Here is a 22005-nt window from a genome sequence, read left to right as displayed (position 1 = left end):
CGCGCCGCGCCCGGCGCCACTCAGGCCGTTCGCGCATGCCGCGCCCTAACACCGTATTCACCGCTACGTCACCATGAGCAACAAGAAAGCCGATTCGAAACCGCAGGCCCGGTATCCCGTCAACCTGCTGGACACGCCCTTCCCGATGCGCGGCGACCTGCCCAAGCGCGAGCCGCAATGGGTCAAGGACTGGCAGGAAGGCAAGGTCTACGAGAAGATCCGTTCTGCCTCCAAGGGGCGCAGGAAGTTCGTGCTGCACGACGGCCCGCCGTATGCAAACGGCGACATACACCTCGGCCACGCAGTGAACAAGATCCTGAAGGACATGATCGTCAAGGCGCGCAACATGGCGGGCTTCGACGCCGTCTACGTGCCGGGCTGGGACTGCCATGGCATGCCGATCGAGATCCAGATCGAAAAGCAGTTCGGCAAATCGCTGCCCGCCGCCGAAGTGATGCAGAAGGCGCGCGCCTACGCGACCGAGCAGATCGAGAAGCAGAAGGCCGGCTTCCGCCGTCTGGGCGTGCTCGGCGACTGGGACAATCCGTACAAGACGATGAACTTCGCGAACGAAGCCGGCGAAATCCGCGCGCTCGCGAAGATCATGGAAAAGGGCTACGTGTTCCGCGGCCTGAAGCCGGTGAACTGGTGCTTCGATTGCGGCTCGGCGCTGGCGGAAGCGGAAGTCGAGTACAAAGACAAGACCGATCCGACCATCGACGTGCTGTTCCCGTTCGCGGAAACCGACAAGACGGCGCAGGCGTTCGGCCTCGCGTCGCTGCCGCGCGACGAAGGCGGCATCGTCATCTGGACGACGACCCCGTGGACGATCCCCGCGAACCAGGCGCTCAACGTGCACCCGGACATCGCGTATGCGCTAGTCGATACGCCGCGCGGCCTGCTGATCCTCGCGGAGGAACGCGTCGAGGCATGCCTGAAAACGTACGGCTTCGAAGGCCGCGTGATCGCGACGGCGCCCGGCGCGAAGCTCGCGAACGTGCGCTTCACGCACCCGCTCGCGTCCGCGCACCCCGGTTACAAGCGCACGTCGCCCGTGTACCTCGGCGAGTACGTGACGACGGAGACGGGCACGGGCATCGTGCACTCGTCGCCGGCGTATGGCGTCGAAGACTTCGTTTCGTGCAAGGCGCACGGCATGGCCGACTCGGACATCATCAACCCGGTGATGGGCGACGGACGCTACATCGAATCGCTCGCGCTGTTCGGCGGCCTGTCGATCTGGGCGGCGAATCCGAAGATCGTCGAAGCGCTCGACGAAGCGGGCACGCTGCTGCGCACCGAAAAGTACGTGCACAGCTACATGCACTGCTGGCGCCACAAGACGCCGATCATCTACCGCGCGACGTCGCAGTGGTTCGCCGGCATGGACATCAAGCCGAACGACGGCGACAAGACGCTTCGCGAAACCGCGCTGGAAGGCATCGAAGCGACGGCGTTCTATCCGTCGTGGGGCAAGCAGCGCCTCTTCGCGATGATCGCGAATCGCCCCGACTGGACGCTGTCGCGCCAGCGCCAATGGGGCGTGCCGATGGCGTTTTTCGTCCACAAGGAAACGGGCGAGCTGCATCCGCGCACGCCGGAGCTGCTCGAAGAAGTCGCGAAGCGCGTGGAAGTGTCGGGCATCGAGGCGTGGCAGACGCTCGATCCGCGCGAGCTGATCGGCGACGACGCGAACATGTACGAAAAGAACCGCGACACGCTTGACGTGTGGTTCGACTCGGGCACGACGCACTGGCACGTGCTGCGCGGCTCGCACAAGGACCAGTTGCAATTCCCGGCGGATCTCTACCTCGAAGGCTCGGACCAGCATCGCGGCTGGTTCCACTCGTCGCTGCTGACGGCGTCGATGCTCGATGGCCGCCCGCCGTACAACGCGCTGCTCACGCACGGCTTCACCGTCGACGGCGAAGGCCGCAAGATGTCGAAGTCGCTCGGCAACGGCATCGATCCGCATGAAGTCGCGAACCGGCTGGGCGCGGAAATCATCCGCCTGTGGATCGCGTCGACCGACTACTCGGGCGAACTCGCGATCTCCGAAGAAATCCTGAAGCGCGTGACGGAAAGCTATCGACGCATCCGCAACACGCTGCGCTTTCTGCTCGCGAACCTGTCGGACTTCGACTTCGAGAAGCACGCGCGACCCGTCAGCGAGTGGCTCGAAATCGACCGTTACGCGCTTGCGCTGACGGCCAATCTGCAAGCCGACATCCTCTCGCACTTCGACAAGTACGAGTTCCACCCGGTCGTCGCGAAGCTGCAGACGTTCTGCTCGGAAGACCTCGGCGGCTTCTATCTCGACGTGCTGAAGGACCGCCTGTACACGACGGCGCCCGATTCGAACGCGCGCCGTTCGGCGCAAACCGCGCTGTATCACATCGCGCAGGGCCTGCTGCGTCTGATGGCGCCGTTCCTGTCGTTCACGGCCGAAGAAGCGTGGAAGGTGTTCCAGCCGCAAAGCGAAACCATCTTCACCGAGACGTATCACGCGTATCCGGAAGTGCCGGACGCGCCCGCGCTGCTCGACAAGTGGACGCTGCTGCGCTCGGTGCGCAGCGACGTGACGAAGGCGCTGGAAGAAGCGCGCGTCGCGAACCAGATCGGCTCGTCGCTGCAGGCGGAAGTCGAGATCCGCGCGAGCGGCGCGCGTCACGATGCGCTCGCGAGCCTCGGCGCCGACCTGAAATTCGTGCTGATCACGTCGGGTGCAACGGTCGTGAAGGTGAACAGCGAAGCGGAAGAAGGCGTCGACGTGATCACGTCGAAGTACCTGAAGTGCGAGCGCTGCTGGCACTACCGCAAGGACGTGGGCGAAAACGCCGAACATCCGACGCTGTGCGGCCGCTGCATCAGCAATCTGTTCGGCAACGGCGAAACGAGGAGCGCGGCATAATGTCCAGAACGCTGTCGAAATCGACGGGCGGTTCGCTCGCGCCGTGGCTGGGCGTCGCGGTCGTCGTGATCCTGTTCGATCAGTTGACGAAGATCGCGGTCGCGAAGGTGTTTGCTTACGGCTCGTCGCACGTGATCGCGCCGTTCTTCAACCTCGTGCTCGTCTACAACCGCGGCGCCGCGTTCAGCTTTCTCGCGATGGCGGGCGGCTGGCAGCGCTGGGCATTCACCGCGCTGGGCGTCGCGGCGGCGTTGCTGATCTGCTATCTGCTCAAGCGCCACGGCACGCAGAAGCTGTTCTGCACGGCGCTCGCGCTGATCATGGGCGGCGCGATCGGCAACGTGATCGATCGTCTGCTGTACGGCCATGTGATCGACTTCCTCGACTTTCACGTCGGCACGTGGCACTGGCCGGCGTTCAATCTCGCGGATAGCGCGATCACGATCGGCGCGGCGCTGCTCGTGTTCGACGAACTGCGGCGCGTGCGCGGCGCGCGCTGAGCGCGACGCTTGACGCGAATAACAACACGCTGCGCGCGGCGCATCTCCGGCCGCACGCAGCACGTGGGCCTCGGCAAAACGTAAGCCGTGCCGCTCGCGATCAGGCAGCAGTCTTGCAGTACGAAGCCGGCGCGCTTCACCGATGCGTCGGTCATCACGTCTTGTCGGAGGCATCAGTTGGCCACAGAACTCGCCGGAAAACACATCGTCCTCGGCATGACAGGCGGGATCGCCTGCTACAAGATCGCTGAACTCACGCGCCTTCTGACGAAGGCGGGCGCGACCGTCCAGGTCGCGATGACGGACGCGGCGACGCAGTTCATCACCCCCGTCACGATGCAGGCGCTGTCCGGCCGCCCCGTCTACACGAGCCAGTGGGACGCGCGCATTCCGAACAACATGCCGCACATCGATCTGTCGCGCGAAGCCGACGCGATCGTGATCGCCCCCGCCTCCACCGATTTCCTCGCGAAGCTCGCAAACGGCCTGTGCGACGATCTTCTGTCCACACTTTGTATCGCGCGTGACTGTCCGCTGCTCGTCGTGCCCGCGATGAACCGTCAAATGTGGATGAATCCCGCGACGCAGCGCAACGTCGCGCAATTGCGCGCGGACGGCATCGAACTGCTCGGACCGGATTCGGGCGCGCAGGCGTGCGGCGAAGTCGGCGACGGGCGCATGCTCGAACCGGAAGCCGTCTACGAAGCGATCTCGTCGTTCTTCACGCGGAAGATCCTGGCGGGCCGCCGCGTGCTGCTGACGGCCGGCCCAACGTTCGAGCCGATCGATCCCGTGCGCGGCATCACGAACCGTTCGAGCGGCAAGATGGGCTTCGCGCTCGCGCGCGCGGCACAGCAGGCGGGCGCGGACGTGCATCTCGTCGCCGGGCCCGTCGGGCTGGAGACGCCGTGGGGCGTCTACCGCGAGGACGTGCAGACTGCGCAGCAGATGCACGACGCCGTCATGCGCGCCGTGCCCGATTGCGACATCTTTATCGGCGTGGCGGCCGTCGCGGACTGGCGCGTCGATCATGTCGCCGATCACAAGATCAAGAAGACCGCCGATCGCGCGATCCCGTCGTTTTCGTTCGTCGAGAATCCGGACATTCTGGCGTCGGTTGCGAAGCTGCCGCGTCCGCCGTTCTGCGTCGGCTTTGCGGCGGAAAGCGGCGATCTCGACACGAACGGCGAAGAGAAGCGCAAGCGCAAGAACGTGCCGCTTCTGATCGGCAATCTCGGCCCGCAGACGTTCGGGCTCGACGACAACGAAGTCGTGCTTTTCGAAGCCGCCGGCATCACGCGGCTTCCGCGCGCGGACAAGCAGACGCTCGCGCGCGCATTGATCGCGGAAATCGCCAAGCGCCTGCCGGATGCGAGCGTGATCGCCTGAGCGTCGCCGCGCTCATCGTGTCATCGCGAATGGTCACGCTCGAATACGATCCCTCAGCCAATGCCATGGTGCTGTCATGACCCTGCTCTCCGTGCTCGACCAGACGCCCGTCATCGACGGGCATAAGGTGTCCGACGCGATTGCCGCGACGGTCGAACTCGCGCAACTCGCCGACGATCTCGGCTATACGCGCTACTGGTGCGCCGAACATCACGGACTGTATGGCGTATCGAACCCGTGTCCGGAGGTGATGCTCGCGCGGCTCGGCAGCGTGACGAAGCGCATCCGCATCGGCTCGGGCGGCATCATGCTGCCGTACTACAGTCCGTTCAAGGTCGCCGAGCAGTTCATGATGCTCGAAGCGCTGTTTCCGAACCGCGTCGATCTGGGCGTCGGACGCGCGCCGGGCGGCGACATGCGCACAGCGCAGGCCGTCGCGGCGGGCACCTACAATCGCGGCGAACAGTTTGCGCAGCAAGTCGCCGATCTCGTCGCAACGATGGACGGCACGCTGCCTTCCGATCATCTCGCCTACGGGGTGCTGCTGCAGCCGCAAGTCGAAACGCGTCCGCAACTGTGGGTGCTCGGTTCCAGCGATTTCGGCGGGCTGCTGGCGGCGCAGCTCGGCATTCGCTTCTCGTTCGCGCATTTCATCAATGCGCATTTCGGGCATGCCGTCGCGCAGGCGTATCGCGAACGCTTCAAGCCTGGTCACGAACAGAAGCCGTATCTGGCGGCCGCTGTGTTCGTGATCTGCGCGGATACCGAACACGAAGCCGCCGACCTCGAAAAGGCCGTCGATCTGCGCCGCGTGCAGATGGCGTACGGTCTGAATGCGCCGATTCCGTCGATCGAACAGGGGCTCACGCAGGAATACGGCGAGCGCGAAGTTCTCGTCATCGACAGGGAAAAGCCGCGCAGCATCATCGGCACGCCTGAGTCGGTGACGGAGCGGCTGCATGCATTGCAGGAACAGTTCGACGCGGACGAACTGATCGTGCTCACCGTCGCGGGCAGCTATCGCGCGCGCCTGCGCTCATATGAACTGCTGGCCGAGGCGTTCGAACTCGGCAAGTCGTAGAAAGACCTTCGAATCAACGGACAACGCTACTTTTTCAACCTCTCACCGAACTGCATGAAACTCGACCTGAAGATTCTCGATCCGCGCATGCGCGAACAACTCCCCGCCTACGCGACGACGGGCAGCGCGGGCCTCGACCTGCGCGCCTGCCTCGAAGCGCCGCTGAAGCTCGAGCCCGGCCAAACGGCGCTCGTGCCGACGGGCCTCGCGATCCATGTCGGCGATCCCGGTTATGCGGCGCTGATCCTGCCGCGCTCGGGTCTCGGCCACAAGCACGGCATCGTGCTCGGCAACCTGGTCGGCCTGATCGACTCGGACTATCAAGGCCAGTTGATGATCTCGACGTGGAACCGCGGCACGACCACCTTCACGCTGAATCCGATGGAGCGGCTTGCGCAGCTCGTGATCGTCCCGGTCGTGCAGGCGGAATTCAATATCGTCGACGAGTTCGAATCGAGCGAGCGCGGCGAAGGCGGCTTCGGCAGCACCGGCAAGCACTGAGGCATTGCTCGTCATCGCTTTGATGCGTTTGACGTGCAGAAAATAAAAACGGCGTGGGTCGTAAAACCCACGCCGTTTCGTTTTTGCTTCAGATCTGCGGAGCGACCGACGCTCAGTCCACTTCCACCGCTTCCGGATTCGGATTGCGCGGCGGCGCCGAGTTCTCGTCGAACGTCAGCTGGACCTTGTCGTCCGCATCGACGTCGACCGTCACGCGGCCGCCGTTCATCAGCTTGCCGAACAGCAGCTCGTCGGCGAGCGCGCGGCGGATCGTATCCTGGATCAGACGCTGCATCGGACGCGCGCCCATCAGCGGATCGAAACCGTGCTTCGCGAGATGCTGGCGCAGCGAGTCGGTGAAGAGCGCGTCGACCTTCTTCTCATGCAACTGGTCTTCGAGTTGCATCAGGAACTTGTCGACCACGCGCATGATGATTTCTTCATCCAGCGAGCGGAAGCTGATCGTCGCGTCCAGACGGTTGCGGAACTCCGGCGTGAACATCCGCTTGATGTCGACCATTTCGTCGCCCGTCTCGCGGCGCGTCGTGAAACCGATCGACGACTTCTGCATCGACTCAGCGCCCGCATTCGTCGTCATGATAATGATGACGTTGCGGAAATCCGCCTTGCGCCCGTTGTTGTCAGTCAGCGTGCCGTGGTCCATCACCTGCAGCAGCACGTTGAAGATGTCCGGATGCGCCTTCTCGATTTCGTCGAGCAACAGCACGCAGTGCGGCTTCTTCGTTACGGCTTCCGTCAGCAGGCCGCCCTGATCGAAACCGACATATCCCGGCGGCGCGCCGATCAGACGGCTCACCGCGTGACGCTCCATGTACTCCGACATGTCGAAGCGGATCAGCTCGATGCCCAGCGTGAACGCGAGTTGCCGCGCCACTTCCGTCTTGCCGACGCCCGTGGGGCCGGAGAACAGGAACGCGCCAATCGGCTTGTCGGTCTTGCCGAGACCCGCGCGCGCCATCTTGATCGAAGCGCTGAGCGCGTCGATGGCGGGGTCCTGACCGAACACGACGGCCTTCAGATCGCGATCGAGCGTCTGCAGCTTGCTGCGATCGTCCTGCGACACGCTTTGCGCCGGCACGCGCGCGATCTTCGAGATGATTTCCTCGATCTCGCTCTTGCCAATCGTTTTCTTCTGCTTCGACTTCGGCAGGATGCGTTGCGCCGCGCCCGCTTCGTCGATCACGTCGATTGCCTTGTCGGGCAGATGACGATCCGTGATGAAGCGCGCCGACAGCTCAGCCGCCGCCGACAGCGCACCCGACGAGTACTTCACGCCGTGGTGCTCTTCGAAGCGTGACTTCAGGCCGCGCAGGATCGCCACCGTCTGCTCGACGGTCGGCTCGGTCACGTCGATCTTCTGGAAACGACGCGACAACGCTGCGTCCTTCTCGAAGATGCCGCGGAATTCGGTGAACGTCGTCGCGCCGATGCACTTCAACGTGCCCGACGACAGCGCCGGCTTCAGCAGATTCGACGCGTCCAGCGTGCCGCCCGATGCAGCGCCCGCGCCGATCAGCGTATGAATTTCGTCGATGAACAGAATTGCGTTCGGACGCTCCTTCAATTCCTTCAGGACCGTCTTCAGGCGCTGTTCGAAGTCGCCGCGATACTTGGTGCCCGCGAGCAACGCGCCCATGTCGAGCGAGTAGACCTGCGCGTCCACCAGAATGTCCGGCACTTCGCCGCGCGTGATGCGCCAGGCGAGGCCCTCGGCGATCGCCGTCTTGCCGACGCCCGCCTCGCCGACCAGCAGCGGATTGTTCTTGCGGCGGCGGCACAGCACCTGCACGACGCGCTCGACTTCCGCCTCGCGTCCGATCAGCGGATCGATGCGGCCGTCCTTCGCCATCTGGTTCAGGTTCTGCGTGAACTGCGCGAGCGGCGTTTCCTTCTGCGCAGCGGCTTCGTCCGATTCGGCGCTTGCGTCGGTCGACTTCGCGGCTTCCGAGCTGTTCGTCTTCGCGATGCCGTGCGAAATGAAGTTGACGACGTCCAGACGCGTGACGCCCTGTTGCTGCAGGTAGTAGACCGCGTGCGAATCCTTCTCGCCGAAGATCGCGACGAGCACGTTCGCGCCCGTCACTTCCTTCTTGCCGTTCGACGTGGACTGGACGTGCATGATCGCGCGCTGGATCACGCGCTGGAAACCCAGCGTAGGCTGAGTATCGACGTCGTCGGTGCCCGGAACGGTCGGGGTATTGTCGTGAATGAAGTTGCGCAGGTTCTGACGCAGGTCTTCGATGTTGGCCGCGCACGCGCGCAGCACTTCGGCCGCCGTCGGGTTGTCCAACAGCGCCAGCAAAAGATGTTCGACCGTAATGAACTCATGCCGCGCCTGGCGCGCTTCCATGAACGCCATGTGCAGGCTGACTTCCAGTTCCTGGGCAATCATGCTTCCTCCATCACACACTGCAGCGGATGCCCGGCCTGCCGTGCGTGGGTAACGACTTGCTCGACTTTGGTCGACGCGATGTCCCGCGTGTAGACCCCACAAACTCCCCTGCCCTCGCGATGGACCTTCAACATGATTTGTGTCGCGGTCTCACGATCCTTATTGAAATATTCCTGCACGATCATCACGACGAATTCCATCGGCGTGAAATCGTCATTCAACAGCACCACCTTGAACATGGCAGGCGGTTTCAGCTTTTGTTCCTGCCGCTCCAGTACGGTGTTGTCCTGCTTGTCCGGGATAATCGCCATACACCCATTCTAAACAACTCGGACAGGCCCGCAATCCTGTCAAAACCCGACCGGCTGGTCGGACATCAGTTCCCTCCGGCCCGTTGGAGCGGCCTCTCGTGGGTGCGCTTTGCGCCGGGCCGATTGCGGTCGCGGCCCTCCGAAATATTCGATATACATCTGTGTTGCAGCGTAATGACTTCGGTCGGATTGAGTATCGCACAACCCGGACCAGCAGGCTGACGGTCCGTCCGTTCGACGCCGGCCTCTGTCCGCAACACAGCATGTGCGTTGATTATGCGACTTTTCAAGATGCCCCGCTTGCGCCACCGCACACATGCAAAGCGGTAAAAACCCTGGAAATTGGTTCTTTACAACGGAGAATTCAGCGTCTCAAAATTTTCTTGACACTCGATTAAAGAGACTCAACAATCAAGCTGGCACTTTTTTCAATAAGTGGTCTATACGAAAAAATGCCGTTGGTGAGCTTGTGAGGAGGGGCGACTGCATCCCGCGGTCGTTGAGCTTTTCGAGGGCTCGTGGCAGCTTTTGAGTTACAGGGGAAGTTGGTATGGCAACTGGTACGGTCAAGTGGTTCAACGACGCGAAGGGTTTCGGATTCATTACGCCCGACGAAGGCGGTGAGGATCTGTTTGCACACTTTTCGGCTATCCAGATGAACGGTTTCAAGACCCTCAAGGAAGGCCAGAAGGTCAGCTTCGAGGTCGTTCAAGGCCCGAAGGGCAAGCAGGCATCGAACATTCAGGCCGCAGCCTGATACGTTCGGTTCCGCACCCTTGAAAACCCGGCATCACGCCGGGTTTTTTCGTTTCTGGCGCAGTCCGCCCCGCTATCGATATCTACGGCCGAAATCAGACGACCTTGAGGGTCGCCATCATGCCGAGATCCTCGTGCTCCAGAATGTGGCAGTGGAACATCCGCTCGCCCGCGTCGCGCTGGACCGTTGCAATGCGCACCGTCTCTCCCCGCCGGACGTCGACGGTATCCCGCCACGCGAGATACGGCTCGGCGGTCTTCGCGCCCGCCAGCTCGCGCTCGATGACCTGGAACTGCGTGCCGTGCAGGTGAAACGGATGATCCATGTCGGTGCGGTTTTCGATCGACCAGACTTCGACCTCGCCCGCCCGGCTGGTTAGCGCGATGCGCGATGGATCGAACGTCGCGCCGTTGATCATGAACTTCATGCCGGGCGGCAGCGCGGACATCATCGCGCCCGGACGGTGCATCGACTTCATGTCCATCGCTTCGGCGAAGACGACGGATTTGCGCGGCACTTTGTCGGCCGCCGTGTCCGCCGACGACAACAGCGGCGCGATGGGGCGCAGCGTCGGCGGCAAGGCGCGCGCCGCCGCCGGGCCCGGCTCGAAGCGGACATCGGCGAGCGCTTTCGCCGGATCGGCGGGCAGGCTGTTGCCTTCCGTCATCGTCATCTTGCGGCGGTCATAGACGGCAGCGGTGAGAACCGCCGTCGACGGCTGCGCACCTGCGCGAACGACGATCTCCGCGCGCTCGCCGGGCGCTAGCAGCAGTTCCGTGAGACCGTCGCGCGGCTTGTCGAGCAGGCCGCCGTCCGTGCCGACCTGCGTGAAAGCCTGTTCGCCGCCGAGCGACAATCTCAGATAGCGGGCACTGCATCCGTTCCACAAACGCCAGCGCTCGTCCTGCGCAACGGCGAGACGCGGACGCCGCGCGCCGTTCACCAAGACGAACTGGCCTTCGCGGCCGTTCATCCAGTCCATCATGTCGTTCGGCGCGATGGACGCGTCGCTCGCGAGCTTCAGGTCCGAGAAGAACAGATGCCGTTCCGGAAATTCGGCGAGGGGATCGTCGGCGGCGCGCACGATGATCGGCCCGGCCAGCCCGCGAAACACCTGCTCCGCCGTCATCATGTGCGGATGCGGGTGATACCAGTACGTACCCGCGCTGCCGCGCGGCAGCGTGAAGCGATAGACATGCGTCGCGCCAGGCGCGACGGGATTCGTCGGATTGCCGTCCTGATCGGGCGGCACCGGCAGTCCGTGCCAGTGGATCGTCGACGGCTGCGGCAAACGGTTGACGAAGCGGATTTCGACGGTGTCGCCTTCGCGCACATCGATCAGCGGACCGACGATCGAGCCCTGCGCGGCATCGCCGTAGAGCCACAGCGCGGTGGAATGGCCGGGCGTCAACTGGCGGCGCACGGGCTGCGCGACGAGCGTCGCGCGAAAGACGCCCGGCTCACTGCTTTCGTTCGCCAGCTTGCGGAATGTGGCGAGTGGCGTGCCCGCGGGCAGCGCGGTTTCGGGCGCGAGATTGCCAGCGGACGACGCGGCATGCGATTGCGTCGCATGATCCGGTGACATGCCGGGCATGTCTTTCATGTCGCCCATGCTGGACATGTCGTGCGCGCCATGCATGTCGTGCATCGAGTGCTGTGCGAAAACGTCGCGCGCGAAGAGCGAGGCAACGGCGGCGCTCAACGTGCGGACGAGAAATTCCCTGCGAATCATGGATCGTTTCCTTGCTGATGCGGCGCGGCAATCAGACGGCTCGCTGCGCGCAATGGATCTTGTGACGAGTGGCGAGCGCGCGTGCGCTCACGCATCGAGCTGCGTTTTTGCGCGCCACGAAAAAGCGCGCTGACACGAAGCGGTCACGCGATCGGCGGCCGCACAGGCGGCGCGCGCGTGACACCGGCGCGCGCCGGGTCGCTGCGAGGCACCGGCACGTCGGCCGACGACATGCGCGCGGGAACGCTCGCACCCGACGACATCGCGCTGCAGTGAACCCCGCACATCGTCATGCAGCACAGCGAGTGCGCGTGGCGGCAAGGCGAGCCGGCATCGCGCGTGTCCATCGAGGCATCGCAATGTGTTGCAACGGCGTGCATCGACTCATCCATGTGCATCGCTCGCGTCGACGGTGACGGCGACGTTGCCGCATGCTCATGCTCGCACGCGGACGCGCCCTGCATGCCGAGCAAGGCGAGCGTCAACACGATGAGAATGCGCCAAAGCAGAGTCATGCGTATCTATCTACGGGTACGGGAATGCGATGTCCGGCGACAAAGCGGATCAGCGGATCATAACGCAGCGCGATCGATGCGTTGATGACGGAAACCCAAACGAAAAACCCCGGCAAGCATGAGCTTGCCGGGGTCCGTGCAGGATACCGAAGCGTCAGGACGCGATTACATGTGCTCGATCATCACCTGCCCGAAACCCGAGCAGGAAACTTGCGTCGCGCCTTCCATCAGACGCGCGAAGTCATACGTCACGCGCTTCGACAGAATCGACTTTTCCATCGACGAGATGATGACATCGGCCGCTTCCGTCCAGCCCAGGTGGCGCAGCATCATTTCCGCCGAAAGGATTTCCGAGCCCGGATTCACATAGTCCTTGCCCGCGTACTTCGGCGCCGTGCCGTGCGTCGCTTCGAACATCGCGACGGAATCGGACATGTTCGCGCCCGGCGCGATGCCGATGCCGCCGACCTGTGCCGCCAGCGCATCGGAGATGTAGTCGCCGTTCAGGTTCAGCGTGGCGATCACGTCGTATTCGGCGGGACGCAGCAGGATCTGCTGCAGGAACGCATCGGCGATCACGTCCTTCACGACGATGTCGTTGCCCGTCTTCGGATTCTTCACCTTCATCCACGGGCCGCCTTCGATCAGCTCCGCGCCGAATTCCTTCTGCGCGAGCGCGTAGCCGTAGTCACGGAAGGCGCCTTCCGTGTACTTCATGATGTTGCCCTTGTGAACCAGCGTGACCGTGCGGCGATCGTTGTCGATCGCGTACTGGATCGCCTTGCGCACCAGACGTTCCGTGCCCTCGCGCGACACCGGCTTCACGCCGATGCCCGACGTGTCGGGGAAGCGGATCTTCTTCACGCCCATTTCTTCGCGCAGGAACTTGATGACCTTCTTCGCCTCGGGCGATTCGGCAGCCCATTCGATGCCCGCGTAGATGTCTTCCGAGTTCTCGCGGAAGATCACCATGTTGACCTTCTCCGGCTCGCGCAGCGGCGACGGCACGCCCTTGAAGTACTGGATCGGGCGCAGACAGACATACAGGTCGAGCTCCTGGCGCAGCGCGACGTTCAGCGAACGGATGCCGCCGCCGACGGGCGTCGTCAGCGGCCCCTTGATCGACACGACGTATTCCTTCAGCACCTCCAGCGTTTCGTCCGGAAGCCACACATCGGGACCATAGACCTTGGTCGCCTTCTCGCCCGCGTAAATCTCCATCCAGTGGATCTTTCGCTTGCCGCCATAGGCCTTTTCAACGGCCGCATCGACGACCTTGATCATTACGGGCGTGATGTCGAAGCCCGTGCCGTCGCCTTCGATGTACGGAATGATCGGCTGGTCGGAAACGTTGAGCGAGAAATCCGCGTTGACTGTGATCTTGTCACCGTCAGTCGGAACCTTGATGTGCTGATACGCCATGATCGGACTCCAGTGATGGCTGGTCTGTGAGAACAGGTTGGAACTGCGAAACCGGGGCGCTCCTCTTGCGCGCGGCGACGCGGCAAGATGCCGCTGCGAATGCCGATGCCCGATACTGCGAGGCCCACGCAGCAGACCCTGATGCAGCAGACAGGCAGGCGGGTATTCTAGCCCACGTCGGCGTGACACTGCCCTTGGGACGAGCACCGACGCACGTCCCGGCAGCCTCGCTGGCGCGAAAGGAATCGAGTGTCCTATGTCTTATATAAGACATAGGACATAACGTTCCATATTATGCATTAAGATCTCGCCATTTGCCACCGGACTTGCCCGTAGTGGCCGTCGGCGCGCGGCGATCGCTTTGCTGCGGCCGCACGGACGCCGCGTCCGCACAATGCTTCGCTCACGCATGACTCTGCTCGCTCTCAACAAGCCCTTCGGCACGATCTGTCAGTTCTCGCCGCACGAAACACGCGCGTCGCTCGCCGACTGGGTGAAAGTGCCCGGCGTCTATCCCGCCGGCCGACTCGACTCCGACAGCGAAGGCCTGCTGCTGCTCACCGACGACGGCGCATTGCAGGCGCGCATCGCCGAGCCGCGTCACAAGCTGGTGAAGCGCTATTGGGCGCAAGTCGAAGGCGCGCCGGGCGAGAGCGATCTGAAGGCGCTCGCGCGCGGCGTCGATCTCGGCGACTATGTGACGCGCCCCTGCCGCGTGGATTTCGTCGAGCCCGGCGATGCGCTGTGGGCTCGCACGCCGCCTATCCGCTATCGCGCGGCGATTCCCACGACGTGGATCGAACTGTCGATCACCGAAGGCAAGAACCGACAGGTGCGCCGCATGACGGCAGCCGTCGGCTTTCCGACGCTGCGTCTCGTGCGGGTCGGTGTCGGCGCGCTCGATATCTTTTCGCTCGGATTGCAGCCGGGCGAGTACGTCGAGTTGCCCTCGCGCGCGCCGTGGGATGGCCTCGCATAGCAATCGCCATACCTCCGGAACAGCGCGTGATCAGGAGCACTAAGCCGTTGTATCGGCAAGCATTTTCGGTTCTTTTCGCTATTTGAAAAGCGTGCGATTAAGCCTCAAAAAAGCATTCGAAAGTCTGCGCGGCGCACTCAAAAAAATTCCAGAAAATTTTCGTCAACCGTGCCGCAATGTCACGCGTTATTCGACGCAGATGCCGCTTAAGCTGTCCGGCATTGAGCCTCAAGAACCTTGATACAAGCCGCTTCGACGACCTGTATGGGGTGTCCGAACGCTAGCAGCCGCTGAGAAAAATTTCTTCGATGCGGATGTCAACCGAAAGGTGGACGGCACGTTTAACGACATGACTCAACCTAACCGGGTCATTTGGTTAATTAACTAAAGTCGAGGATTCACAAAATGAACAAACTGATCGCCGCTCTGGTCGCTGGCCTCTTCGCAACGGCAGCATTCGCACAAGCTTCGGCACCGGAAGCAGCTTCGGCAGCTCCGGCAGCAGCAGCTTCGTCGGCTCACAAGTCGTCGCACAAGAAGGCATCGCACAAGAAGTCGCACAAGAAGGCAGCTCCGGCAGCAGCAGCTTCGGCAGCGTCGGAATAAGTTTGTTGCAATAACGCAGTCAAGAATTAGCTTCATTGCCGTTCTTACGGCGTTGAAAGGCAGATGGCCGCAAGGCTCTCTGCCTTTTTGTTTTTGACGCGCTCGCGTAACATTCGCGGTTCATATTCAGCAAGGAGTCACGTCGTGCGATTTTCTTTGCGCTCGTTGATGGCGCGCTTCGCAATTGCAGTTGCACTGCCTGTCGCCGCATTGTCCGTTGTGTCGCTGGCGACGCTGTCCTCACAGGACGTCCTTGCGCAGCAGATGCCTCAGGGCGCGAAACAGCCGGGCGATTTTCCGCGCGCAAAACTCTCGGCGGGCATGTTCGTCATCGACGCCGCCGTTGCTGCGAACGACGCCGATCGCGAGCAAGGCCTCATGTACCGCACGCAACTCGCGCCGAACGAAGGCATGCTCTTCGTGTTCGGCGAGAACGCCGTGCATTGCTTCTGGATGAAGAACACGTTGATTCCGCTGTCGATCGCATTCATGCGCGCCGACGGCACGATCACCGACATCGACGAGATGCAGGCCGAAACCACCAACAACCATTGCCCGAAAAACAATGGCGTGTATGCGCTGGAGATGAGCAAGGGCTGGTTCACGTCGAAAGGCATCAAGCCCGGAATGAAGATTCAAGGCCTGCCGGCCCCGCAATAAGCGCAACAGGCACGCGAACGGCGCAAGCCGTAAACCGCCAACGGTCCGAACGAATACCAGCCGGCGCAGCCTCGGGGCGCGCCGGCTTTTTTGTGTCCGCTGCATTGCAACGCAAAGCGGGCGCGGCGTTGGACGAGTGCTGGCAGGATTCCTGCAAAAGCCAGGGCGACACGCTATTCTTATAGTCTCACCCGCAGCACCGAGAGAAATCGTCCGGGCCGCGCAGCCAATTGCAGCGCAAAGCCCGGCGCCATTCACCGGCGCGCCAACTCATGGAGGTTCACGTGCCCCGCAAGACTCCTATCGAGCGATACCGGAACATCGGTATCAGTGCTCACATCGATGCCGGCAAGACCACCACCACCGAACGCATTCTTTTCTACACCGGCGTGACTCACAAGATCGGCGAGGTTCACGACGGTGCGGCGACGATGGACTGGATGGAACAGGAGCAGGAGCGCGGCATCACGATCACGTCGGCGGCCACGACGGCCTTCTGGAAAGGCATGGCCGGCAATTATCCAGAGCACCGGATCAACATCATCGACACGCCGGGACACGTCGACTTCACGATCGAAGTCGAACGCTCGATGCGTGTGCTCGACGGCGCGTGCATGGTGTACGACTCTGTCGGCGGCGTGCAGCCGCAGTCCGAAACCGTGTGGCGCCAGGCGAACAAGTACAAGGTGCCGCGTATCGCGTTCGTCAACAAGATGGACCGCGTCGGCGCGGATTTCTTCCGCGTGCAGCGGCAGATCGGCGAGCGCCTGAAGGGCGTGGCCGTGCCTATCCAGATTCCGATCGGCGCGGAAGATCACTTCCAGGGCGTCGTCGATCTCGTGAAGATGAAGGCGATCGTCTGGGACGACGAGAGCCAGGGCATCAAGTTCACCTACGAAGAGATTCCCGACAACCTGAAGGATCTCGCGCACGAGTGGCGCGAAAAGATGGTCGAGGCGGCGGCGGAATCGAGCGAAGAACTGCTCGAAAAGTATCTGACCGATCACGAGAGCCTGACTGAAGACGAGATCAAGACGGGCCTGCGCAAGCGCACGATCGCCAACGAGATCGTGCCGATGCTGTGCGGCAGCGCGTTCAAGAACAAGGGCGTGCAGGCGATGCTCGATGCCGTGATCGACTATCTGCCCTCGCCCGTCGACGTGCCCGCGATTCTCGGCCACACCGAAGACGACAAGGAAGCTGAGCGTCATCCGAGCGATGACGAGCCGTTCTCCGCGCTCGCGTTCAAGATCATGACGGACCCGTTCGTCGGCCAGCTGATCTTCTTCCGCGTGTACTCGGGCGTCGTGAATTCGGGCGACACCGTCTACAACCCGGTGAAGGAAAAGAAGGAGCGCCTCGGCCGCATTCTTCAGATGCACGCGAACGAGCGCAAGGAAATCAAGGAAGTGCGCGCGGGCGACATCGCGGCCGCAGTCGGCCTCAAAGAGGCGACCACGGGCGACACGCTGTGCGACCCGAACAACATCATCATCCTCGAACGGATGATCTTCCCGGACCCGGTGATCTCGCAGGCCGTCGAGCCGAAGACCAAAGCCGACCAGGAGAAGATGGGCATCGCGCTCAACCGTCTCGCGCAGGAAGACCCGTCGTTCCGCGTCACCACCGACGAAGAATCCGGCCAGACGATCATCTCCGGCATGGGCGAGTTGCACCTGGAAATTCTCGTCGACCGGATGAAGCGCGAGTTCGGCGTCGAGGCGACGGTCGGCAAGCCGCAGGTCGCGTATCGCGAAACGGTGCGCACGAAGATCGAAAACGTCGAGGGCAAGTTCGTCAAGCAGTCGGGCGGACGCGGCCAGTACGGTCACGCGGTGATCACGGTCGAACCCGATCCGGGCAAAGGCTACGAGTTCGTCGACGCGATCAAGGGCGGCGTGATTCCGCGCGAATTCATTCCCGCCGTCGACAAGGGCATCCAGGAGACGCTGAAGGCAGGCGTGCTCGCGGGCTATCCCGTCGTCGACGTGAAGGTGACGCTGACCTTCGGTTCGTATCACGACGTCGACTCGAACGAAAACGCGTTCCGCATGGCCGGCTCGATGGCGTTCAAGGAAGGCATGCGCCGCGCGAAGCCGGTGCTGCTCGAACCGATGATGGCCGTCGAAGTGGAAACGCCCGAGGACTTCATGGGCAACGTGATGGGCGACCTGTCGGGCCGCCGCGGCATCGTGCAGGGCATGGAGGACATCGCGGGCGGCGGCGGCAAGCTGGTGCGCGCCGAAGTGCCGCTGGCCGAGATGTTCGGCTATTCGACGTCGCTGCGCTCGCTGACGCAAGGCCGCGCGACGTACACGATGGAGTTCAAGCATTACGCCGAGACGCCGAACAACGTGTCGGAGGCGATCATCAATTCGAAGGGGAAGTAGGCGTTTTCCACGCTGAGCATGAAAGCCCGTTCCGCAAGGACGGGCTTTTTTGTTTGCACTCCCGTTCCGGCGCAGCTTCATACGCGAAGTTTTTGGCCATGCCAGAATGACCCGACTCGTATCGCCATCACATCGGCAATCACATCGTTGTACGCATGGCGGCAAGCGCGCAAGCAAACGGACGCGCGCCACGCGCCGCCCGAGCAAGGAGACGACACATGAGCGACGAACATCAGCAGGCGCCCCAGGCGCCGATCGACTGGCGCGAGCACGGCGTAAAGGTCATCAAGGGCGACCAGCTCGACACGAACACGCCGCAAACGCCCGGCATGAACCGCGCCGCCGCGATCAACGCGGCCCGCGCCGGCGCGCAGAAGTTGTGGGCGGGCACCGTGACGATTCATCCGAATGCGAAGACGGGCGCGCATCATCACGGCGCACTCGAAAGCGTGATCTACGTCGTGCGCGGCCATGCGCGGATGCGCTGGGGCGAGCACCTGGAATTCACCGCCGAAGCCGGCCCCGGCGACTTCATCTTCGTGCCGCCGTATGTGCCGCATCAGGAGATCAACGCGAGCACCGACGATCCGCTCGAATGCGTGCTGGTGCGCAGCGACAACGAAGCCGTCGTCGTGAACCTGAACATCGATGCCGTCGAGAAGCCCGAGACCGTCTACTGGGTCGATCCGATTCACAAGCATCCGCACGAGCACTGACGTCCCGCGCAACCTCGGCACAACGCCGAACACCACGCCGAACACCACGGCCGAACACCACGCCCGCATGACGCCGCCCTCTTCGCTGCGCGCTCGCCTCGTCACGCTGTACGCCGGACTGATCGGCGCAAACGTCGCCGCGTGGGCGTGGGCGCTGATCGCGTTTCGCCACTATCCGCTGCTGCTCGGCACGGCGCTGCTCGCGTATGGCTTCGGACTGCGGCACGCGGTCGACGCCGACCACATCGCCGCCATCGATGCCGTCACGCGCAAGCTGATGCAGGAAGGCAAGCGCCCGCTCGGCGTCGGCCTCGCGTTCTCGCTCGGACATTCGAGCATCGTGATCGCGGCGACGGTCGGCATCGCGTTGACGGCGCTGACGCTACATGGGCGCTTCGAAGCATTTCACGCGGTCGGCGGGACCATCGGGACGATCGTCTCGTCGGCCTTTCTGCTCGTGCTCGCCGGCGTGAATCTCGCGATTCTGCGCGACGTGTGGCGCCGCTACCGTCACGTGCAGCGAGGCGGACAGCCGTCGCATGAAGACGCTGCCCGCGGCGCGCCGGCCGGCCTGCTGTCGCGCGCGCTGAAGCCGCTTTTCCGCCTCGTGACGAAAAGCTGGCACATGTACCCTGTCGGCGTGCTGTTCGGCCTCGGCTTCGACACGGCGACGGAAATCGGCCTGCTCGCGATCGCCGCCGCCGAAGCGGGCAAAGGCCTGCCGCTCTACTCGATCCTCGTGTTTCCGGCGCTCTTCACGGCGGGCATGACGCTCGTCGATTCCACCGACAACGTGCTGATGGTCCACGCGTACGGCTGGGCGATGGACGACCCGAAGCGCAAGCTCTACTACAACGCGAGCATCACGTTTGTGTCCGCCGTCGTGGCCATCGCGATCGGCGGCATCGAGGCACTCGGCTTGCTGGCGGACAAGCTGGGCCTCGACGGCGGCGCCTGGGACGCGGTGGCCGCCGTCAACGCGCGCTTCGGCGCGCTGGGCTATGGGATCGTCAGCGTGTTCATGCTGTGCTGGATCGGCTCGATTCTGTTTCATCGCTGGCGCAGGCCCGCGCCGGCGCGGCTCGGCCGCTAGCGTTGCCGTATGCGCCGAGCCGCGCCGACGGTCCTATGCGCGCCTTATGATCGGCCCATGACCGCCTCATAAGCGCTTCATAAACACCGCGCGCCGCCCGAACGACGGATCGGCCGCCGCAACGCCGTCGAGCGCCCGCACGCGCCGCGGGCGTTGTGTGCGCGACACATGTTCATCGCCGATTCGTCTGAAGGGAACCCCTGGCGGACACGAATGCTCCCAACACATAGGCAATCGCTTACACTGAACCCGCATCGTCGCCGCAGTACCGCTTGCGTCAACCCGCAGCGCCGCGCGCACAACGCGTGGCGTCCCAACAGAACGGATCGGACTAACCATCGATGAAGAATTCCGCGGACCCGCGTTTTGCGCCTCTTTCAGAAGCCGCTTTTGACGTCGAGGCGACACGCCGCAGCGCCGACGCCTACGGCAATCATGCGATCGACGAATGGCTGGCCGGCCGCCTCACGCGGCGCGAGCTGCTGCGCTACGCGAGCGTGTTGGGCATGTCGCTCGCGGGCGGCGGCCTGCTCGCGCCACGCAGCGCCCGCGCGCAAGGCGCGGCGAACGCGAACGGAACGATCCGCGTCGCGCACCTGACGCCCGCGGGCGCCGTCGATCCGATGACCGTCACCGATGCCGCCAGTCTCTGCCTGCTGAATCAGACAGGCGAATTCCTGATCGACGACGACGGCGAAAAGGAGGTGCTCAAGCCCGCGCTCGCGTTGTCGTGGAAGCCGAACGACAAGGGCGACGTGTGGACCTTCAAGCTGCGCGAGAACGTCAAGTTCCACGACGGCCAGCCGTTCACCGCGAAGGACGTCGCCGCGACGTTCGACCGTCTCGCCGATCCCGCCGCCGGTTCGGCCGCGCTGTCGGTGCTGAAGGGCGTGCTGTCGAAGGGCGGGACGAAGGTCGTCGACGATCACACCGTCGCGTTCCATCTCGACGCGCCCAACGGCAATTTCCCGTACTACGTTTCGTCCGACAACTACAACGCGGTGATCCTGCCCGCGAACTACACGGGCGGATACGAGAAGAGCTTCATCGGCACGGGCCCGTTCAAGCTCGAGAAGTATCAGGCGAAAGTGGGCGCGACGTTCGTGCGCAATCCCGACTACTGGGGCGAAAAGGCGTTGCCGCAGCGCGTGCAGTTCACGTTCTACGCGGACCAGCAGGCGCAGATACTCGCGCTGCAAGGCCATCAGGCGGACGTGATGGGCACGTTCACCGTGCAGGGCGGCCAGGGCCTGATGAACAATCCCGAGTTCAAGGTGATCGGCGTGAAGTCGAGCGCGCACCGGCAGATTCACATGCGCGTCGACAGCCCGCAGTTCAAGGACAAGCGCGTGCGCCAGGCGCTTGCGCTGTCGCTCGATCGCGATGTGATCGTCAAGGGGCTCTTCAAGGGCCGCGCGCAAGTGGGCAACGACAGCCCGTTCGCGCCTGCGTTTCCGTCGTCGAATGCGGGAGTGCCGCAGCGCAAGATCGACGTTGCGAAGGCGAAGCAGCTGCTCGCGCAGGCGGGCGTGCCGAACGGTTTCGACGTGACGCTTACGACCGAGAAGTTCATGGAGATTCCCGATCTCGCCGTCGTCGTGCAGAACTACGCGAAGGCCATCGGCGTACGCATCAATCTGAAGGTCGAGAGCCAGTCGCAGTACTACGGCTCGGGCACGCCGGGCAAGTCGGACTGGCTCGACTCGCCGCTAGGCATCACCGATTACGGCAGCCGTGGCGTGCCGAACGTGTTCCTCAACGCGCCGCTGACGAGCACGGGCACCTGGAACGCCGCGCATTTCAAGAACCCGCAGTACGACAAGCTGGTCGCCGACTACGTCGCGGCACTCGATCTCGCGTCGCAAAAGAAAGCGTCCGCGCAGATCCAGACATTGCTGCTCGACGAAACGCCCGTGATCTTTCCCTTCTTCTACGATCAGCTGATCGCCGCGCGCAAGCAGCTGAACGGCGTGCGCTTCACCGCGATCGCGCAGCTGTATTTCGATCGCGCGACGCTCACGGCCTGATC

Annotated in this window: 18 protein-coding genes; 13 read left to right on the top strand and 5 right to left on the bottom strand. The window is 63.3% G+C overall.

All coding sequences use genetic code 11. From position 1 onward, the window contains the following. Positions 1 to 73: 73 nt before the first annotated feature. The 5 genes from ileS to dut all read left to right on the top strand — a co-directional run bounded on the left by ileS (position 74) and on the right by dut (position 6382). Positions 74 to 2911, top strand: coding sequence for an isoleucine--tRNA ligase (gene ileS / locus VSR68_RS01140; protein WP_342938054.1), 2838 nt, complete (start codon positions 74 to 76; stop codon positions 2909 to 2911). Then, the gene (lspA, locus tag VSR68_RS01135; RefSeq protein WP_342938053.1) at positions 2911 to 3411 is read left to right on the top strand and encodes a signal peptidase II; all 501 of its coding nucleotides are present in this window, start codon (positions 2911 to 2913) and stop codon (positions 3409 to 3411) included. The genes ileS and lspA overlap by 1 nt, the downstream gene beginning before the upstream one ends. A 177-nt stretch (positions 3412 to 3588) precedes the next feature. Continuing rightward, positions 3589 to 4800: a bifunctional phosphopantothenoylcysteine decarboxylase/phosphopantothenate--cysteine ligase CoaBC gene (gene coaBC, locus VSR68_RS01130; RefSeq protein WP_342938052.1), complete on the top strand. Its 1212-nt coding sequence runs from the start codon at positions 3589 to 3591 to the stop codon at positions 4798 to 4800. Between the two features lie 76 nt (positions 4801 to 4876). Continuing rightward, on the top strand, positions 4877 to 5881 hold the full coding sequence (locus tag VSR68_RS01125) for an LLM class flavin-dependent oxidoreductase (RefSeq protein WP_342938051.1): 1005 nt from the start codon (positions 4877 to 4879) through the stop codon (positions 5879 to 5881). 54 nt (positions 5882 to 5935) lie between these two features. After that, the gene (gene dut / locus VSR68_RS01120; RefSeq protein ID WP_342938050.1) at positions 5936 to 6382 is read left to right on the top strand and encodes a dUTP diphosphatase; all 447 of its coding nucleotides are present in this window, start codon (positions 5936 to 5938) and stop codon (positions 6380 to 6382) included. 112 nt (positions 6383 to 6494) lie between these two features. Here dut and clpA read toward each other — a convergent pair whose 3' ends face one another. After that, positions 6495 to 8795: an ATP-dependent Clp protease ATP-binding subunit ClpA gene (clpA, locus tag VSR68_RS01115; protein WP_342938049.1), complete on the bottom strand. Its 2301-nt coding sequence runs from the start codon at positions 8793 to 8795 to the stop codon at positions 6495 to 6497. Beyond that, the gene (gene clpS, locus VSR68_RS01110) at positions 8792 to 9106 is read right to left on the bottom strand and encodes an ATP-dependent Clp protease adapter ClpS (protein ID WP_012399982.1); all 315 of its coding nucleotides are present in this window, start codon (positions 9104 to 9106) and stop codon (positions 8792 to 8794) included. Before clpS ends, clpA begins: the two co-directional genes overlap by 4 nt. Before the next feature lie 550 nt (positions 9107 to 9656). Between clpS and cspD the strand changes: the two genes are divergently transcribed. Further along, positions 9657 to 9863 (top strand): cold shock domain-containing protein CspD, encoded by a 207-nt coding sequence (cspD, locus tag VSR68_RS01105; protein WP_017776809.1) that lies wholly within the window; start codon positions 9657 to 9659, stop codon positions 9861 to 9863. Positions 9864 to 9957: 94 nt separating this feature from the next. Here the strand turns inward: cspD and VSR68_RS01100 are convergent, their stop codons facing one another. The 3 genes from VSR68_RS01100 to icd all read right to left on the bottom strand — a co-directional run bounded on the left by VSR68_RS01100 (position 9958) and on the right by icd (position 13532). After that, a complete protein-coding gene (locus tag VSR68_RS01100; protein ID WP_342938048.1) occupies positions 9958 to 11595 on the bottom strand; it encodes a multicopper oxidase family protein in 1638 nt (545 codons plus the stop codon). A 143-nt stretch (positions 11596 to 11738) separates the two neighbouring features. Continuing rightward, the gene (locus VSR68_RS01095) at positions 11739 to 12110 is read right to left on the bottom strand and encodes a hypothetical protein (RefSeq protein WP_342938047.1); all 372 of its coding nucleotides are present in this window, start codon (positions 12108 to 12110) and stop codon (positions 11739 to 11741) included. Positions 12111 to 12275: 165 nt separating this feature from the next. Continuing rightward, positions 12276 to 13532: an NADP-dependent isocitrate dehydrogenase gene (icd, locus tag VSR68_RS01090; RefSeq protein WP_342938046.1), complete on the bottom strand. Its 1257-nt coding sequence runs from the start codon at positions 13530 to 13532 to the stop codon at positions 12276 to 12278. Between the two features lie 409 nt (positions 13533 to 13941). On the opposite strand from icd, the gene VSR68_RS01085 reads away from it, so the two are divergent. The 7 genes from VSR68_RS01085 to VSR68_RS01055 all read left to right on the top strand — a co-directional run bounded on the left by VSR68_RS01085 (position 13942) and on the right by VSR68_RS01055 (position 22003). Then, on the top strand, positions 13942 to 14511 hold the full coding sequence (locus VSR68_RS01085; protein WP_342938045.1) for a pseudouridine synthase: 570 nt from the start codon (positions 13942 to 13944) through the stop codon (positions 14509 to 14511). 405 nt (positions 14512 to 14916) lie between these two features. Beyond that, positions 14917 to 15117: a hypothetical protein gene (locus VSR68_RS01080; RefSeq protein ID WP_087733785.1), complete on the top strand. Its 201-nt coding sequence runs from the start codon at positions 14917 to 14919 to the stop codon at positions 15115 to 15117. Between the two features lie 144 nt (positions 15118 to 15261). Further along, positions 15262 to 15777: a DUF192 domain-containing protein gene (locus VSR68_RS01075; protein ID WP_342932593.1), complete on the top strand. Its 516-nt coding sequence runs from the start codon at positions 15262 to 15264 to the stop codon at positions 15775 to 15777. 284 nt (positions 15778 to 16061) lie between these two features. Continuing rightward, on the top strand, positions 16062 to 18167 hold the full coding sequence (gene fusA, locus VSR68_RS01070) for an elongation factor G (protein WP_342938044.1): 2106 nt from the start codon (positions 16062 to 16064) through the stop codon (positions 18165 to 18167). A 218-nt stretch (positions 18168 to 18385) separates the two neighbouring features. Further along, positions 18386 to 18883: a cupin domain-containing protein gene (locus VSR68_RS01065; protein ID WP_342938043.1), complete on the top strand. Its 498-nt coding sequence runs from the start codon at positions 18386 to 18388 to the stop codon at positions 18881 to 18883. Between the two features lie 67 nt (positions 18884 to 18950). Continuing rightward, positions 18951 to 19976: a HoxN/HupN/NixA family nickel/cobalt transporter gene (locus VSR68_RS01060; RefSeq protein WP_342938042.1), complete on the top strand. Its 1026-nt coding sequence runs from the start codon at positions 18951 to 18953 to the stop codon at positions 19974 to 19976. Between the two features lie 341 nt (positions 19977 to 20317). After that, a complete protein-coding gene (locus VSR68_RS01055) occupies positions 20318 to 22003 on the top strand; it encodes an ABC transporter substrate-binding protein (protein WP_342938041.1) in 1686 nt (561 codons plus the stop codon). Positions 22004 to 22005: the final 2 nt, after the last annotated feature.

This window comes from Paraburkholderia phymatum, from assembly GCF_038900715.1.
Taxonomy (GTDB): domain Bacteria; phylum Pseudomonadota; class Gammaproteobacteria; order Burkholderiales; family Burkholderiaceae; genus Paraburkholderia; species Paraburkholderia phymatum_A.
The sequence above is the reverse complement of the archived record's forward strand: the minus strand, read 5'-3'. Positions and strand labels throughout refer to the sequence as shown.